The organism is Parabacteroides sp. AF17-3 (genome assembly GCF_003635445.1).
Lineage (GTDB): Bacteria > Bacteroidota > Bacteroidia > Bacteroidales > Tannerellaceae > Parabacteroides > Parabacteroides goldsteinii.
Map to the genome: position 1 here is coordinate 120,409 of NZ_QTMM01000005.1, position 16,013 is coordinate 136,421.

General features: G+C 39.0%; 13 protein-coding genes and 1 pseudogene. 8 read left to right on the forward strand and 6 right to left on the reverse strand.

The genetic code is table 11. The annotated features are described in order from the left end of the window. Window positions 1-3 precede the first annotated feature (3 nt). On the forward strand, window positions 4-2,469 hold the full coding sequence (locus tag DWW91_RS08135) for a sensor histidine kinase (protein WP_122327428.1): 2,466 nt from the start codon (window positions 4-6) through the stop codon (window positions 2,467-2,469). Continuing rightward, on the forward strand, window positions 2,456-4,234 hold the full coding sequence (locus DWW91_RS08140; protein ID WP_122327429.1) for a hypothetical protein: 1,779 nt from the start codon (window positions 2,456-2,458) through the stop codon (window positions 4,232-4,234). Before DWW91_RS08135 ends, DWW91_RS08140 begins: the two co-directional genes overlap by 14 nt. A gap of 733 nt (window positions 4,235-4,967) precedes the next feature. Here the strand turns inward: DWW91_RS08140 and DWW91_RS08150 are convergent. Further along, window positions 4,968-5,999 (reverse strand): helix-turn-helix transcriptional regulator, encoded by a 1,032-nt coding sequence (locus DWW91_RS08150; RefSeq protein ID WP_122327525.1) that lies wholly within the window; start codon window positions 5,997-5,999, stop codon window positions 4,968-4,970. A gap of 104 nt (window positions 6,000-6,103) precedes the next feature. Between DWW91_RS08150 and DWW91_RS08155 the strand changes: the two genes are divergently transcribed. Both DWW91_RS08155 and DWW91_RS08160 read left to right on the forward strand, forming a co-directional pair. Further along, window positions 6,104-6,481 carry a DUF6463 family protein gene (locus DWW91_RS08155; protein ID WP_122327526.1) on the forward strand — a complete coding sequence of 126 codons (378 nt, stop codon included), beginning with the start codon at window positions 6,104-6,106 and terminating at the stop codon, window positions 6,479-6,481. Window positions 6,482-6,646: 165 nt separating this feature from the next. Beyond that, complete coding sequence (locus DWW91_RS08160; protein WP_010803027.1) at window positions 6,647-6,865, forward strand: hypothetical protein; 219 nt, start codon at window positions 6,647-6,649, stop codon at window positions 6,863-6,865. Window positions 6,866-6,880: 15 nt separating this feature from the next. On the opposite strand, the gene DWW91_RS08165 is transcribed toward DWW91_RS08160, so the two are convergent. Then, window positions 6,881-7,501, reverse strand: a complete 621-nt coding sequence (locus DWW91_RS08165; protein WP_046147161.1) for a CatB-related O-acetyltransferase — start codon at window positions 7,499-7,501, stop codon at window positions 6,881-6,883. Further along, on the reverse strand, window positions 7,498-8,655 hold the full coding sequence (locus DWW91_RS08170) for a 6-bladed beta-propeller (RefSeq protein WP_122327431.1): 1,158 nt from the start codon (window positions 8,653-8,655) through the stop codon (window positions 7,498-7,500). The genes DWW91_RS08165 and DWW91_RS08170 overlap by 4 nt, the downstream gene beginning before the upstream one ends. A gap of 391 nt (window positions 8,656-9,046) precedes the next feature. Here DWW91_RS08170 and DWW91_RS08175 point away from each other — a divergent pair, with 391 nt between their 5' ends. Both DWW91_RS08175 and DWW91_RS08180 read left to right on the forward strand, forming a co-directional pair. Next, window positions 9,047-9,859, forward strand: coding sequence for a helix-turn-helix domain-containing protein (locus DWW91_RS08175; RefSeq protein ID WP_229061194.1), 813 nt, complete (start codon window positions 9,047-9,049; stop codon window positions 9,857-9,859). Between the two features lie 10 nt (window positions 9,860-9,869). After that, entirely contained in the window at window positions 9,870-10,724 is an 855-nt protein-coding gene (locus DWW91_RS08180) for a helix-turn-helix transcriptional regulator (protein ID WP_122327432.1), read from the forward strand. A 38-nt stretch (window positions 10,725-10,762) separates the two neighbouring features. On the opposite strand, the gene DWW91_RS08185 is transcribed toward DWW91_RS08180, so the two are convergent. The 3 genes and pseudogenes from DWW91_RS08185 to msrB all read right to left on the reverse strand — a co-directional run. Further along, window positions 10,763-11,818: a Gfo/Idh/MocA family oxidoreductase gene (locus tag DWW91_RS08185; RefSeq protein WP_122327433.1), complete on the reverse strand. Its 1,056-nt coding sequence runs from the start codon at window positions 11,816-11,818 to the stop codon at window positions 10,763-10,765. 34 nt (window positions 11,819-11,852) lie between these two features. After that, on the reverse strand, window positions 11,853-13,049 hold the full coding sequence (locus DWW91_RS08190; RefSeq protein ID WP_048315917.1) for a DUF4272 domain-containing protein: 1,197 nt from the start codon (window positions 13,047-13,049) through the stop codon (window positions 11,853-11,855). A gap of 65 nt (window positions 13,050-13,114) precedes the next feature. Next, window positions 13,115-13,555 (reverse strand): annotated as a pseudogene (msrB, locus tag DWW91_RS08195) (peptide-methionine (R)-S-oxide reductase MsrB); the annotation flags it as partial. A 338-nt stretch (window positions 13,556-13,893) separates the two neighbouring features. Here msrB and DWW91_RS08200 point away from each other — a divergent pair. Together DWW91_RS08200 and cysQ are read left to right on the forward strand one after the other, a co-directional pair. After that, entirely contained in the window at window positions 13,894-14,952 is a 1,059-nt protein-coding gene (locus DWW91_RS08200) for a DUF362 domain-containing protein (protein ID WP_122327435.1), read from the forward strand. Window positions 14,953-15,090: 138 nt separating this feature from the next. Then, complete coding sequence (gene cysQ, locus DWW91_RS08205) at window positions 15,091-15,915, forward strand: 3'(2'),5'-bisphosphate nucleotidase CysQ (RefSeq protein ID WP_007656950.1); 825 nt, start codon at window positions 15,091-15,093, stop codon at window positions 15,913-15,915. The last annotated feature ends 98 nt before the right edge of the window (window positions 15,916-16,013 follow it).

Consider the following 16,013-nt stretch of genomic DNA (forward strand, 5'->3'; position numbering starts at 1 on the left):
TTAATGATTAATCAAGAATATCATTTTGATATAACACCTCATATCGTAAAACAACTTGGAGAACAACTAGTTTCCGATGAAATTACAGCTTTACTAGAGTTAATAAAAAATTCTTTTGATGCTGATGCGACCTATGTTTCAATTGAAATAAATACTACAGGGCAATATACCAAAGAAAAACTTTTCTATCCGAATCATAGAGGTTTTATTGTAGTTGAAGATGACGGATTTGGTATGAGTGAGAATACTATTATGAAATCATGGTTACTGATTTCTTATTCACAAAAAAGGGAATTAAAGGAAGCAAAAAAGAAAACCCCAGGTGGTAGAACACCACTTGGAGACAAAGGTCTTGGACGTTTAAGTACACAACGTCTAGCTGATATATGTGAAATATTTACAAATGAAGAAAAGGAATCAGGTACACATATTGCTTTTAACTGGAAAGACTTTGAAAAAGAGGATGCATTAAGTGAAGTTAGAATTCAAGCAGAACATTTCACTCCTCAAAAAATAAAAGGGACGACTTTAATTCTAGCAAATCTTAATCATTCAGAAGTTTGGGATGGTAAAAACTTGGAAAATTTTAAAGGACAAGTGTCACAGATCATTTCTCCCTATAAAGAAAATAGACCTTTTGATGTCTACCTCAAAATCAATGGAATAAATATCAATCTTGATAAATCTAATGATGAATTAAGGGATTTAGCTATATCGCGTTTTAAATTCAATTTTGATGGTTCCAGTATTACAATTCAAGGAAAAACAAAATTATCAAAATTCATAGGTAACAATCAAGAAGATTTCAAGAATTTTCTAGAGATAGATAATGGAAGGAAATTTTACGACTATTTATCTAAGAAACAGCCAGATATAGAAAAGTGTGATAATTCTTTCTTTATAAAATTTGAAAAAAAATTTGATTTTAAAAAAGACATAGGCGGACTTGAAATTTTTGATGGTGAAAGAGCTAATCCTGGTTCCTTTAATGGGATTATTGATGAATTTACTTACGACAATTGGATGTCATATGACGAAAACATCAAAGAAATTTTTGGAAAGCTATCTAACTATAGAGAATTTGCTCAAAGCCAAGCTGGAATCAAATTATTCAGAAATGGATTTGCTGTAAAACCTTTTGGAATTGATGGAGATGATTGGCTTAGATTAGGAGATTCTCAAACAAAAGGTAGTTCATATTATCCACTTAGACCAGCAAATGTTATTGGTTATTTTTCAATTGATGAAGGTATTAATGATAAATTAAAGGATAAAACAGACAGAGAAGGTTTAGTTTCCAATCCATATTCACGTAACTTTTTCGTTCTATGCTTTTTTATCAGAGATGAAATAAATCGTTATCAAGAGCATATAAGAAGAACTTACAATGATTTTCTCAAAACATATAAAACCGAGAATAGCGGTATCAAAACTGTTAATCAAGCATTTAGTCAGCTTAAAGAAACAAAGTTAAAGACTGAAGAAGTTAAAGATGAATTCAAAAATGCAGTAATATCTGTAGACAAGGCAATAGAAGAATCTGACCGATTAGTTAAAACGGTAAAAAACAATCCCATATTTTCTACAGACTTAGAAAAAGAAGCAGCCGAAAATATAAATTTTCTGCTAAGTAAATTAAAGGAAATCCAGAATACTTTAGAAAAATTAGAAAAAGTAATATCTAGAACAGAAAAGTTAAATGAAGTAATCAATATTCTTGAACCTAAAATCCAGATACTAGAAGAACAATTAATGAATTTTTCCGAATTAGCTAGTTTAGGACTAACAGCGGAATCCGTTAGCCACGAATTCTCTTCTATAGCAGATAGATTAGCTGAAAGAGCATCATTCTATGGAGCTAAATTACACGGGAAAAATATCACAGATTCAGACTTATATGTATTTTTTGAATATATTAATTCTACTGTAAATGGTCTCAAGATACAATTAAAGCACCTTGACCCTACTTTAAAGTACAATAGAGAGAAGAAGTCAGAAATAAAACTCTCACTTTTTTTTAAGGAAGAAAGTGAATATTACAAAAATAGATTACAGAAAAACAGCATTGATTTTACCATTTTTCTGGAAGCTGATTTCTCAATATCTATTAATCGGGGGAAAATTGTTCAAATAATTGATAATTTAATTTCAAATTCAGAATATTGGTTAATTAAGTTAAAAGGTAACGATCCCAATTGCAAGCCTTCAATCACAATAAAAATAGAATCACCTTGGATATATTTTTACGACAATGGTTATGGGATATCCCCTGCCATTGAAAATATGTTGTTTGAGCCATTTGTAACAACTAAGCCTAAAGGAGAAGGTAGAGGACTTGGACTATTTATCATCCAACAATTATTAGATTCTTCCAAATGCACAATAGCTTTGGAACCTTCCAGAAATGAACATGGAAGAAAATATATTTTTGCTATAAACTTTTCAAATATTATCAATGAATACAAGTGAACAAAAAGTTAGTTCTGTTGAAATTAACTGTAAATTTGAAGCACAAGCAAAAACTGCTATATTGAACTTTCTAGATAAGCTAGGAATAAAAAAAATAGTGTATGTTGATGATCGATGCTCTATTAATGAATTAAAAGAAGCTTTTGTCGGTAAATTAAAAGCCCATTACAATAATAAACCATGTGAATTAGATTTTCTAAATTGGGAACTCCCAGAGCCTGTTTTTGAGAAAGAAATCACAAAATTATGGGATGATAAGAGTGATGAAGAAAAAAGAGAATTATACCTAAAAATATTACGCTTTGAGAACAATCTTGAAGAATTATCAAATTCAGTAGCTCCATTAAGACTTAAAACGATTTTAAAAGATAAGATAGAATTACTTGCTCCTTCTGAATGGATTGTTCAAAAGAGTTCTATAATTAATGAATTAAGCAATAATACCAAAATATTATTCCTTTTTGACATTGAGTTTAAGCATGCTCCTTTACCTGATAATAGAGATGGAAGAGATTTAGCCTTTGAGTTGCTTCAAGACTCAACTGTTTGTAAATTTCTATATTGTGGCATATTTTCTCATCTATTCAATATAAATGATGAATATGATAGAAGGTGTGAATATTGCAAAACTCATCATTTAGACAAAGAAAAGTTTTATACTATTTCTAAAAAAAGATTTCAAAACGATTCCTATTTGCCTGGATTAGCTGAAGGTATTAGAAATACATTATTAATAAACGAAGTAGAGGTTCTTAAAAAAGAGGCTGCAAATATATTAGGAAATTCTTTTAAAGATGCTATTAATGAAATTATTCAACTTACTCCAGAATCATTTAATCATATTATTCAAAAGAGTTCAAGAAAGGAAGGTGTCTGGGAAATGGATACTTTAATTAGAGTATCAGATATAATCACTTCATACAATGCATTAAGTACTTTAGTATCTAATGCACGTAGGACAAAAATAAATCAATGCCTAGAAAAAATCAGACAAATAGAAAGTATTAAGACTGGCGGTGAAACCCCTTTTGACAAAACTCAAGTATTAGACTTAAGACACAAAGAACTTTACATCAAAGATAATATTCAAAACAGTTTACATTACCCTTTGTCTAATGGTGATATTTTCAACATTCAAGGCAAAGAATATATATTGTTAGTTCAACCTTGTAATATTAGCTTAAGAAAAGATGGTAAAAGAGATAGAAACTATAATATAGGTTTATTAGTTGAATTAGAAACAATAGAAAAAGAAACGTTTCAGAATTATAAAAAAGGACAACTTGCAACCGTTGAAGTGATAGAAGATGTTACCTTACCATCAAATTTACTAAAAGTAGCACGTTTCTCAACATTCCAATCTGTAAGTCTATCACCTTTAGATCTAACTGTATTTAATAAAGAAGGCATCGCAAAAATTAATTTGAGTGAACTAGACAATACATCTTCTACAATCCAAGAATCATGGAAAAAGAGATATAAAGAACTACACAAAATATTCTCTGAATTTGCTAATGGGATAAAAGTCTTTAGGAAAATTAGAGTTGCTAATAAAGATATATTAAAATATTCTGTGTTTAATGGTTCAGTTTTCACTGGTTACAAAATAGATAATGAAAAATCATTATCTCAAAGAGGTAAATTACTAAAATTTAATATAACAAGAGTAGCACATTATAAGTCTCCGTACTCAGATGACTTGTTGCAAAAATTTATGCTATATTTATCAAGAAATGCTTTTGAGCATGACTTTACAAAAAATTAAATATATTTTAAAGAACTCATGATTAGTCTTAATTAACAACTTTTGCTCATAGCTGAATAAAAAGTTTTTGGATTTTGTCTACTTAATTAAGTTTACTATCTTTGTCCTCAGTATTCTCCATGAGCAAACTACCGCAAAAGCACGTAGCAAACTAGTGGGATAATTCATGGGATATGCTTGAAGCTAAAAATATAAAGTTTTAAATATCAGCGTGGTAACTCCTAATGGAGAATCCCAGGCGGATCACTGAAACAAGATGAAAAATAAAGTAAATCCCTGATAGTCAATCACTATTGGGGATTTCTTTTTTCCCTTCAGTCCACCTTTTAGTTGGATTACAGCAAAAAACAAGTAAAAATAGATTTGATTTACAGTGTTTTACCTAACAGTGTTTCAGTATGTTCCATTTTGCAGCTATGGAATAACAAGAAAATGATGGGTAGGTATAAAAAAACGAAATGGTCTGCTTTCACAAGCGGGCCACCTCTTATTAACCAAAACCTTAACTATGAAAAAATTTACGTTTTTCAACAGCAAATATACAATTTATTTTTTTATAACCTCATGGAAATATTATTATTTTTCCTCAAAGTCGCATTTTTAACATTTACCCTCGTTGTATGTCGATAGACTTGGTTTGAGTATCATAAATCAACAAGCCTTTTGTTTTGCCAAAAGGAATCACACATGGGGGAGTATCGCTTCAATTTGTGCAATACAGATTCTCATATAATTATTCCATTTTAGTTTTAACAGATTGGTTATTACTATTAAACATGGAAGGACGGTTTCTGAAATGCTTCTTGAAAAACTTATTGAATGCACTCTGGCTTTCAAAACCGAGTAGGAAACCTATCTCTGGCAAAGGGATTCTTTCTTTCAAATATTTTTTTGATAATTCCATGCGTAAATCGTTGAGGAGTTTTTGATAGGAGGTCCCTTCTGCCTTTAGTTTTCTTTGGATATTGCGTTCACTCATATTGAATTTCTCCGCGACATCTTTTAAAGACAGGCTACTGTTGGAGAAGCTGTGCATGAGATAGCGACGGACAGTTCTGGAGAGACTGTTGTTTTGACCGCTTTCATGCATTTGTATTTCATTCATATAATCTTCAAAAATGGCAAGCATTTCTTTATTTCCTGTGACGATTGGTAAATCCAGGACTGATTTATTGAAAATAAGAATAAGTTTGTCATGATTGAATATGACGGGGCAACCCAGGTATTCCTCCAGTTTGTCTTTTGTCCCTTCTTTCTCGTACATGGAATATACGCGTATTGGATGCAGGAACCTTCCTGTAAAACTGTAGGCATATTGAAGGAAAAAGCCGCATTGCATTTCAATCCATTGTTGTGATGCGACCGGGTAGGACTGTTTAAACTGCGAGTCCAGGGATATTTCGAGGGAGAAATTGTTTTCATCTTTTTTCGTTTCAAATGCGTATATGTTATTGATTGCCGGGTCGAACGGGTTTTCATTCTCAAAAATCTCCCGTACGGTCTTGCTTTGGTTATAGATATTGAAGAAGCTCCCGGTCAGGACGAATGGCAGTAGAAATCCGGTTTCCAGGCCTATTCTGGTATTACCTGTCTTTTTAACGATATGTTCCAGATATACACCCAGTATGTTTGCGTCGATTAGAGATGTCGGATTTTGCAGAATGGCATAATCATACTTTAAGCCTGTTAATATTTCTGAGATTTCTGCTTGTGTCGTTCCGAAGTGCTTTAGAAGCATATTCAATAGACCTGCTGTGATAAACATATATTTGTCGCTTTTGGACAAAAGTATGGCTTAATTTTCAATTGCCAAAAAATTGCAGTATCTATCTTTGCAGCGTGTAAGAGTTAAATATAAATATGGTGAACATGAAGCTTTGGAAGTATAGCGGAACATTCCTGACATGGACAGGGATTATCCATACAATTTATGCATTCTTTATCGGAAAAGATGCTTTGGGAAAAATGTTGGGAGATGGATTGGCCGATTCGGTAGGGGAAGATTATGAGCGTGGTTTTGCCTTTTGGTTCCTGATATGTGGGATTGTACTGATACTTTGGGGGCAGACACTTCAATACTATATAAAGAAAGAGCAAAAACCGGCTCCTGCGTTTTTGGGTTATTGCATGTTGCTTTTTACTGTGGCTGGTTGTATATTTGTTCCGGTATCCGGTTTTTGGCTTTTCCTCCCGCAGGCTGTTATTATAATTTATTCGAATAGAACATCCAGTACATGGAATGTCTGAAATACGTGTCTATGGAATAGGACTTTAACGCCATAAGTTTTTCTCCGGCTTTGTTTGTAGTTTATTTTCCTTGTTTCGTCATCTGAAATGACGTGATTCGTCGAATAAGTCTTTTCCGGGTTGCAATAGAACCTACTTTTGCATTCCAATTTATTATTAATGTGTATGAAAAAATATATTTTGATTTTCCGGACATCCGTAAGAAATAAACAAGATATAAAGCGTATCGAAACGCTTTTCGTCCAATTCCCCCAAATCGACAAATGGCATGTGGACTTGGAGAATTGGGAGAAGGTATTGAGGATAGAATGCCGGGAAATGATTCCGGCTACCATCCTAAACGCATTACAGACTATCCATATTTATGCGAAGGAGCTGGAATAGCATCTGTCGCAAAACCTATAGGTCTAGCAACGAGCCGCAGTTTTTCCCCATGATATAAGGTAAAGAACGGCGTATCTTTTCGGTGGGCCAGTCCCACCATTGTAATTCCAGCAACCGGGCGATTGTTTCTTCGTCGAAACGTTTGCGTATTTCTCTGGCCGGTGTTCCGCCTACGATGGTATAAGGAGGGACGTCTTTGGTGACGACTGCCCGTGCTGCTATGACAGCTCCGTCTCCGATATGTACGCCTGCCATGATTACAGCCTCATAACCTATCCATACGTCGTTGCCGACGACGATGTCGCCTTTGTTGTCCCAGGCAGAGGCGACGTCTTTTTTATCCAGGCCCCACTCTTCGAAGAATAGGGGGAATGTATAATTAGACAGGGAATCTAATGTATGGTTGGCACTGTTGAAAAGGAATTTCGCTCCACAGGCGATGGAACAGAACTTCCCGATTATCAGCCGGTCTCTATTGATCGGATAATGATATAAAACGTTGTTTTTCTCGAACTGGGTCGGGTCGTTGACAAAATCGTTGTATATCGTATAGTCGCCGACAAGGATATTGGGGTTTGTAATGACTGTGTTCAGATAGATAGTCTGAAAGTCGTTTGTACGTGGATATGTTTTCATTTCTTTTGTTTTACCAGCATAATTACCGGATTGTCTTCTTCATCCAACCTCGAGGCTATTTCTTTCAATTTGCCATCTTTCAGTTGGCCTTTCTTGTAAATCTCAACGAGAGGGGAGGCATTTAGACTGGTGACGTTTTCGATTTCGCGATTAATTGATTTCGCAGTCATTGCCACGGTTCTTTTTTCTGCATAGTCATTATTGTATACGGCAACTTGATACAGGTTTTTTTCTTCTTTGTCGTACACCAGTTGATCTGTATAGAATCCGTTACCCTTTTCAAAATTAAATACATTTTTAACGGTTTCCATAAAATAATAACGGTCGGTATGAATACCCATATAAAGAAAAACTTCGGGCTGCATGGTATGCGCAGAGGGAGTTCTTATGATAAAGGGGTTTAATGTTCCATCCGGTGCATAGTTATACAATGTGTCGGCTGATGCGTCCATAAGTGTCCATTGGCCGTGGCTCAGGCGTATTTGGTAAGAATAACTTGCCACAAAGTTACTTCCATTGGTCGCTATCGGTGCGTTAATCGTTTTAAAAGGGATAAAAATCTCCCGGGTGATGCTTCCGTCCTGTTTGGATAGAATAACATGGTATGCTTTACTTCTGTCCTTTCCTTTATTATGATAATCTGACATATCATAGCAAATCAAATTATTTTTGTCGTAATCGAAAACAGATGAAACTTCCCAGTCCAGGTTCAGACACCGTTTGAATTTTCCGTAAAGGTCGTACACCAGGATTTTATTGCCCGGCGACTTTACGAATATTTCTCCATTGCTTTCATCGAGAATAATCTCGTTAATCCTTGTATATTCTTCTGCTCCTGGGCCTTGCCGGTTTATCTTTCTTACTCCTTTGCCGGTTTTTCTGTCAAAAATAAAAATATCCCCGTCGTTATTCCTGTTTGTTACCAGTAAGCATTTTTTTCCTACATCTTTGACCAAGCCTTGTGTAAGAAACTCGTCGGTGGTTTCCAGCGCAATGTATTCCACATCCATAAAATCCTGAAGAATCAGTTCCTTTTTAGGATAGCTTTTCGATACGTCGACAGTGATTAAATCATCGGTTGACTGTTTGTTTTCTCCACACCCTGCCAATACCACCAACAGAATGATTGCTAGAATTGTATTCGTTTGTTTCATTGTAACGATTTTTTACATACAAACATACATAAAATAATCGTCGCATTGTATGTGAACCGAATAAAAATCAAGATAACTCTCTATAGTGATTCTTTTTTGTTTAGGATAAAAAGAATGAAAAGAGCTAATGTTTTTTTATTTAGAGGTAGGTGTAAATCGATTTAGACCTACCTCTAAATGAAAATAGACCTACCTCTAAATTTATTTACACCTACCTCTAACAAAAGAATCATTGGATATATGATCAAATGACTTTTAGACGATACTGATAAAAGATTTTGTTTTTCGGAATATGTCTTATTTTTTTAACTAAAGATAAAATCACCCAACATAATAAACTAAAAGACACCTTTTTATGTTTACCCGGAAATTAAATTACAGACAAAAAGACATGATGATGAAAGCAGAAAGAATATTACCTGTTGATTTGTATAATTCCGTATCAACGCCGGAACTGAAGCTCGAAAGTTCGCTGAGAATCCTATATGTAAAAGAGGGTGAAGACTATAAATTGCTACCTCTGGACTCGGGTACCCTGGCCGTAATCTGTACCGGAGGAACTTTTACCTGTAAAGCCTTGCACCATACATACGATGTATCGGCCGGACAACTTTTGCTCGCTGCCAGTGACGACGTGACGGCGGTCGAAGCCTTTCCCAGCACCCGGTTTTCCGGAATAATTGTTTATGTGTCCGAAGAGCTGTTGATTAACCGTCAGCGTCTCGTGTACCGCGATATTCCTTCCGACGAAATCGAGGAGACAAAAATCTATCTGCACCTTGTCGAATCGCAAATAGAACAGATGAAAGAGATGCGTGCGAAGGTGGTCGAATCTCTCCTGAGAGCTCTGATTATAAATTTACAACAGGGAAAAGCGGTGTCTGATACGCCGAAAACAGAAAATTCACTCTTTTTCCAACAATTTGCGACATTAATTAGTAGATATCACCATTCTCCTGCGTACTTTTACGCAGAGAAATTAGGAATCACTTCGCAAGAGTTGAATATCCGGTGTAAGCAAGGAGCCGGTATCTCTGCGGCCGAGTGGATTAGTGAGTTCGTATTGCTGGAAGCAAAAGACCTGTTATCGAAAACCCGTCTGCGTCCTTCGCAGATTGCAACGATGCTGGGATTTGCCAACCACGACACTTTCTCGCGTTGGTTCCGCAGGCATACCGGGGAGATTCCGACGGAATGGAGATAACACTAAGTATATGAATACGATAGATTTATTATTTGAGAACACAAAGATTAAAGGAAAAGTCATTTTATCAGACTCCTTACATGAAAACAAGGCTTTGCTGAAGGATAAAACCTTGTATAAGTTTATATGGGTTTTGTCCGGTCAACTGGAGCTGGATGTCGACCACCAACCGGTCGTATTGAAAGAAGGCCAGTTACTCACCTTGTCCCATCTGCACCATGTGGACTTTGTACGGGTGGACGGCGAGTATCTGTCTTTGTTGTTCAACAGTAATTTTTATTGTATTTATGGCAACGACCATGAGGTTTCGTGCAACGGGTTGCTGTTTCACGGTTCCTCGCATGTCGTTATCTTTGATTTGTCCGGTGAGGAGCGGCGGAAAATCGCGACGCTGACCGGGATTATGCGCGAAGAATTTGAAAGTCGCGACCATTTGCAGGACGAAATGCTCCGCGTGCTGTTGAAACGCTTTATTATATTATGTACGCGTATCGCAGAAAACAGGCAGGGCGTAAGGAAGGAAAACGGAATGCAGTTCGAGACGATTCGCAAGTTTTATGTTCTGGTCGATACCCATTTCAAAGAAAAGAAACAAGTGCAGGAATATGCCGATATGCTGAATAAGTCGCCCAAGACGCTGGCTAACCTGCTGTCTAGCTACCAACAACCTTCGGCCATCCGCGTAATCCATAACCGGGTGCAGGCAGAGGCGGAGCGCTTGCTGCTCTATTCATCCAAAAGCTCCAAAGAGATTGCCCTGATGCTGGGTTTTGAAGACCAGGCCACCTTCAGCCGCTTTTTCAAAAATGCCACCGGATTGAGTACGACTGAGTATCGGAAGAAGAATAAAATCATCAAAGAATAGCGCAACATTTGTTTCTCCCGTTTGCTTATCGGATTGGGTTATAAGTTCTGAACCGATTTTGTCCGGCTGCTTTCCCATGCCGCTTCAATCAGGCGGATAACGTCTACCACTTCGCGGGCATCGCTTTCTAAAATGATGCCGTTACGGATATGCTGGTAAATGTTTTCGTAGAAAGCACCGTAATTGCCTGGGAGGCTCGGATATCGTTCGCGTACATTTATAGTATTCTTTTCGGTATGCAGGAGACCCCAGATGGAGGAATCCTCTTCGCCCCAATGAGGGGAATCGGGCATCAGGCCGCTTGTCAGGTCCTCTTCCTGGCGGTCGAGGCCGTATTTGACGAAAGAACCTTCCGTGCCGTGCAGGATGAAACGCGGCTCACGTTCGCACATCAGGTAGCTGGCTTTCAGGGTGATTCTTACGTCAGGGGCTTTGGAGGGTTTCAGGAGATGGATGATGAAATAATCGTCTACCACACCGTTATCGCGCAAGGTGGCGATGTCGGCAAAGATGGCCTGCGGCATACCGAACAATTGCACGGCCTGGTCTATCACATGTGCTCCCAGATTGTAAGTCATGCCTCCGCCGGCTTCGCCTGTTTCTTTCCAGGTGCCTTGTTTGATGAAATTGCGGAAACGGGGGAAGGTCGATTCGAACTCGACCAGGCGTCCGAGCAGGTTTTTAGCGAGTATTTCCTTAACGGTCAGGAAATCGCTGTCCCAACGGCGGTTCTGATAAACACTCAATGTTAGTCCTTTTCCGGCGGCGAGGGCGACCAGTTCATTGGCTTCTTCTACCGTTTGGGTAAAAGGTTTTTCTACAATGACATGTTTTCCGGCTTCAAGTGCGCGACGGGCATATTCATAATGGGAACTGTCGGGAGTGTTGACTACGACCAGTTCCAGACCGTCCACTTCCAACAATTCGTCGAAGCTGCGGACGATGCGGGCTTGCGGATACCGTTCGCGGGCCAGGTTTTTGCTTCGTTCGGTGATAGCCGTCAGTTCGAAATGCGGATTCGTGCTGATAAACGGGGCATGAAATACCTGTCCTGACATTCCGTAAGCGGCTAATCCTGTTTTAATTTTATTCATAACATATAAGAGTTTGATTGATAAAGCAGCCGAATTATGTATTCGGCTGTATGTGATCCCAATCGGCACCGTTATTCGCTCCTATAATCCAGTTAAAGGCATAGTGGCGTTCTATCACGATTCCAGCGTCGATTCCGGTCGGAGCTTTTTGCCCATGAATGCGTGCATCCACACAGGCCCAGTCGTAACGCAATGTAAGGTCTGCTTCATCCAGTATTTCCTTTTCCGGACGCGAATAGCCTTTGGACAATAAGTCCTGCAATCCTTTATGTTGCCAGAAAATAGCAGCCAGGACGGGCACATCGACAATTTCGGACGGATAGGAGAGGTCGTCGACAACACCTGCCGCCCAAAGCAGCACGGCGCAGCATTCATAACGCCATACGAACTGGATACAGGTTTGCCGTTCGGGTTTGGGGTCATTGATATAGGCTGTCTCTTTTTCCGTAAGGTAAGATTTGACGCCATACAAATCGTTCATCTTGTTGAAATAAAAGAGAGCTTTTTCGCGGTCCGAATCTTCCGAGAGGATGACTTCCGAATAGACGGCAACGGCAAACAATGCGGCTGCCCGTTCCACCATTTCTTCACGGCTTCTCATCTGCACTTCGCTTTCCAGGACTTCACAGGGCAGTTGTTCCATATAAGGAATGTTTCTTGCTTTGAGCAGGGCGTTTGAGCGCAGACGTCTTTTCATATCGGCAGGCGATTCTTGGGGGCGGTTTCCGTCCAGCAGGTCAGCATTGGCAATCGGGATAAATTCCGTCAACTGGCTTTCGCCTTTGATAGAGAATAGCAATTTGCCTTCCTGGGTATATATCTGCATGCTGGGGTAGAGCAGGAAGCCGTTTACATCGTTCGCAATGGCGAAGAGGCCGTTGATGATATAGCTGGTGCGATCTCCATTGTCGTCGATATCGAAAGTGATACCGGTTACGCAGTTGAATACGCGGATTTGCTGTAAAACGTTCTCCTTCAGTTCAACCAGCGGAGTTTCTGCTGAAGAAAAATAGTTTGCCATCCCGGCTGTATGGGAGGCGATGAAATCAGGCTTGTCCTGCCGGTGATTGATATTGAAGGAGATCGTTGAATCGTCTGCAAGGGTCAGGAGGATATTTCCGTTTTCCGGTGTGAACTCTTTTGTCATTTCCTTAAAATGCTCCCGGATGGCTGTTTCGATGCGGCCGGGGTCGCCAATGACTGTGTATAGCGTGATATTCGCTTTTTCCATATTTGTCTGATTTTATTCTTTTGCGAATATACTGTATTATTTAATTATTAATGATATAATTCGTTTTATTTCTTTTCGAGCAGTGGAATATATTCGGCATATCCTTCCTCTTTCATCTTTTCCTTTGGGATAAATTTCAGGGAGGCACTGTTGATACAATAACGTAATCCTCCTTTGGCGATAGGGCCGTCATTGAACACATGTCCCAGGTGTGCGTCTCCTGTTTTGCTGCGTACCTCCGTCCGGTTCATGCCATAAGATTTGTCTGTTTTTTCCATAATCAAACTTTTATCTATCGGCTTTGAAAAGCTGGGCCAGCCACAGCCGGAGTCGAATTTATCCGTCGAAATGAATAATGGCTCGCCGGTTGTGATATCTACGTAGATGCCTTCCCGTTTTTCGTTCCAGTATTCATTCTTGAATGCCCGTTCCGTTGCATTCTGTTGTGTTACTGCATACTGTTCTGCTGTGAGTTTCGAACGTAGTGTTACGTCGTCCGGCTTTTCGAATTTCTTTTCCGAGGCAGTCTTATCGTTTGTATTCATGTCTGTTTTTTTTGAAAGTTGATTACTCCTTGTAACTTGTGCCATTACTATCACGTTTGTCAATAGCAAAGCGGCAGTTAATATAAAACTCTTCATATCTGATATTTGTTTATATGGATTTATTTCTTTTCGAGTTTAGTTCGTCATAACATGAAATACTGGCACAAATTAAGAAACTTTTTCTTGATAATTAGAGCGTCATCGAAAAACTGTAATTCAGGTATATTTATCCGTAATGTGTATACAATATAATAGGTTGCATCCGAATACATTTGTAACAGAATAAAAATGTATAGATTATGGGTGAAAAAAAGAAGGTATCACAGATTACGAGGCGTGGTTTTATTAAAACATCGGTAGCAGCCGGAGGTGCTTTATTGGCATCCAATTTGGTTCCGTTAGCTGCATGTTCCACCAATAACGGACAGGGAGAAGAACCCGGAGAAAATGGAGGAACAACAAATAATCCGTCAGGTGAAGCAGCGGCAGTTTATATGTTAACAGAGATTTCTCCGGCTAGTTTGCTGCGGATCTATGAAGCACTAGGGCGTTCAGCTTCAGGTAAAGTTGCCGTGAAACTGAGTACGGGAGAACCCGGCGGGCATAATTTCCTGCAACCGGCACTTATCAGCGATCTGGTGCGGAAAGTAAACGGAACTATCATTGAATGTAATACAGCTTATGCCGGCGGGCGTTCCAATACGGAAGCCCACCTGAAAGCAGCGGCAGATCATGGTTTTACAGCTATTGCAGATGTCGATATCATGGACTCGGAAGGGGAGATCAGTCTGCCGGTGAAAGGGGGAAAACATCTTACGGAGGATATTGTAGGTTCCCATTACACCAATTATGACTTTACGGTTGTTCTATCCCATTTCAAAGGACATGCCATGGGCGGCTTCGGCGGAGCGATAAAAAATATATCTATCGGTATTGCTTCGGCTTCCGGAAAGGCGTGGATACACTCAGCCGGTAAAACCAGAAATGTGGAAGAGATGTGGGGACAATTGCCTGAACAGGATATTTTTCTGGAATCGATGGCTGAAGCTGCCAAAGCGGTAGTTGATCATTGTGGTGATAAGATACTTTATATCAGTGTGATGAATAATTTATCGGTGGATTGCGATTGCGATTCGCATCCGGAAGATCCGCAAATGGCAGATATCGGTATCCTGGCCTCACTGGATCCGGTAGCATTGGATAAAGCCTGTGTGGACATGGTGTATAGTTCACCTGATGAAGGACGGAGTCGCTTGATCGAACGGATGGAGTCGCGCCACGGCATTCATACACTTGAACATGCAGAAGCAATCGGTATCGGTAGTCAGAAGTATAATTTAATCAGACTGGATGTATAAAAAGGAGTTTTGCATCAGGTCAAAAAGACGCCATTTATATCTTTATAGGTATGATCGCTTGAAATAAATCAGTTTGAGAACGTTTTTGTTTGAAAAAAATAGTATATTTGTATATTCACAACCTAATAGATATGAGTGATGATGAACTATTCGAACTATCTTTACATTGCTATCCGGGCAGCGATAGATGCCGGTAAAGCTATCATGGATATTTATACAGATCCTGCATCTGATTTTGAAATTGAACGCAAAGCTGATAATTCTCCGCTGACAAAAGCAGACAAAGCTGCTCATAAGCTGATAATGAATGTCCTTTCCGTGACCCCGTATCCGATATTGAGCGAGGAAGGGAAGGATATTCCGCATGCTGAACGGGCTGCCTGGGAAACTTTCTGGCTGGTTGATCCGCTGGACGGAACCAAGGAGTTTATTAAAAAGAACGGTGAGTTTACTGTAAATATCGCTTTGATTCAAAAGGGAGTCCCTGTATTGGGAGTTATTTATGTGCCTGTGCGGAAAGAACTCTATTTTTCGGCTGACTCTGTAGGAGCTTATAAGTTGATTGCAGATTGTGACCTGCAACCTTCTATGGATGAGATTATGCAAAAGGCTACGCGACTGCCTGTATCTATGGGACATCAGGGTATTGTCGTTGTCGCTTCCCGTTCGCATCAGAGTCCGGAGACGACCGATTTTATAGAGAATCTGCGGAAACAAGGACAGCCTGTTACCTTGATCAGTAGCGGTAGTAGCCTGAAAATCTGTCTGGTGGCAGAAGGAAGTGCGGATATTTATCCCCGTTTTGCACCGACAATGGAATGGGACACAGCTGCCGGTCATGCGATCGCAAGAGGGGCCGGATGTGACGTATTCCACATAGATGGCCGAACTCCGTTGAAATACAATAAGAAGGATTTGCACAACCCCTGGTTTATCGTGAAACCTCTTTCTTCCATTTGCTGATTATTTTGGTCAAAAGGATTAAAATAGGGTTTTTGCGTACGAATAACGTTAATTTTCTTATTACATTTGCACCTTATCTGAGAAATTTAGACAGATTA

What these genes read in the sequence shown, in the direction of transcription:
- DWW91_RS08135 (WP_122327428.1), top strand. Translation starts at nt 4, where the DNA reads ATGATTAATCAAGAATATCATTTTGATATAACACCTCATATCGTAAAA.
- DWW91_RS08140 (WP_122327429.1), top strand. Translation starts at nt 2,456, where the DNA reads ATGAATACAAGTGAACAAAAAGTTAGTTCTGTTGAAATTAACTGTAAA.
- DWW91_RS08150 (WP_122327525.1), bottom strand. Translation starts at nt 5,999, where the DNA reads ATGTTTATCACAGCAGGTCTATTGAATATGCTTCTAAAGCACTTCGGA.
- DWW91_RS08155 (WP_122327526.1), top strand. Translation starts at nt 6,104, where the DNA reads ATGAAGCTTTGGAAGTATAGCGGAACATTCCTGACATGGACAGGGATT.
- DWW91_RS08160 (WP_010803027.1), top strand. Translation starts at nt 6,647, where the DNA reads ATGAAAAAATATATTTTGATTTTCCGGACATCCGTAAGAAATAAACAA.
- DWW91_RS08165 (WP_046147161.1), bottom strand. Translation starts at nt 7,501, where the DNA reads ATGAAAACATATCCACGTACAAACGACTTTCAGACTATCTATCTGAAC.
- DWW91_RS08170 (WP_122327431.1), bottom strand. Translation starts at nt 8,655, where the DNA reads ATGAAACAAACGAATACAATTCTAGCAATCATTCTGTTGGTGGTATTG.
- DWW91_RS08175 (WP_229061194.1), top strand. Translation starts at nt 9,047, where the DNA reads ATGATGATGAAAGCAGAAAGAATATTACCTGTTGATTTGTATAATTCC.
- DWW91_RS08180 (WP_122327432.1), top strand. Translation starts at nt 9,870, where the DNA reads ATGAATACGATAGATTTATTATTTGAGAACACAAAGATTAAAGGAAAA.
- DWW91_RS08185 (WP_122327433.1), bottom strand. Translation starts at nt 11,818, where the DNA reads ATGAATAAAATTAAAACAGGATTAGCCGCTTACGGAATGTCAGGACAG.
- DWW91_RS08190 (WP_048315917.1), bottom strand. Translation starts at nt 13,049, where the DNA reads ATGGAAAAAGCGAATATCACGCTATACACAGTCATTGGCGACCCCGGC.
- DWW91_RS08200 (WP_122327435.1), top strand. Translation starts at nt 13,894, where the DNA reads ATGGGTGAAAAAAAGAAGGTATCACAGATTACGAGGCGTGGTTTTATT.
- cysQ (WP_007656950.1), top strand. Translation starts at nt 15,091, where the DNA reads ATGATGAACTATTCGAACTATCTTTACATTGCTATCCGGGCAGCGATA.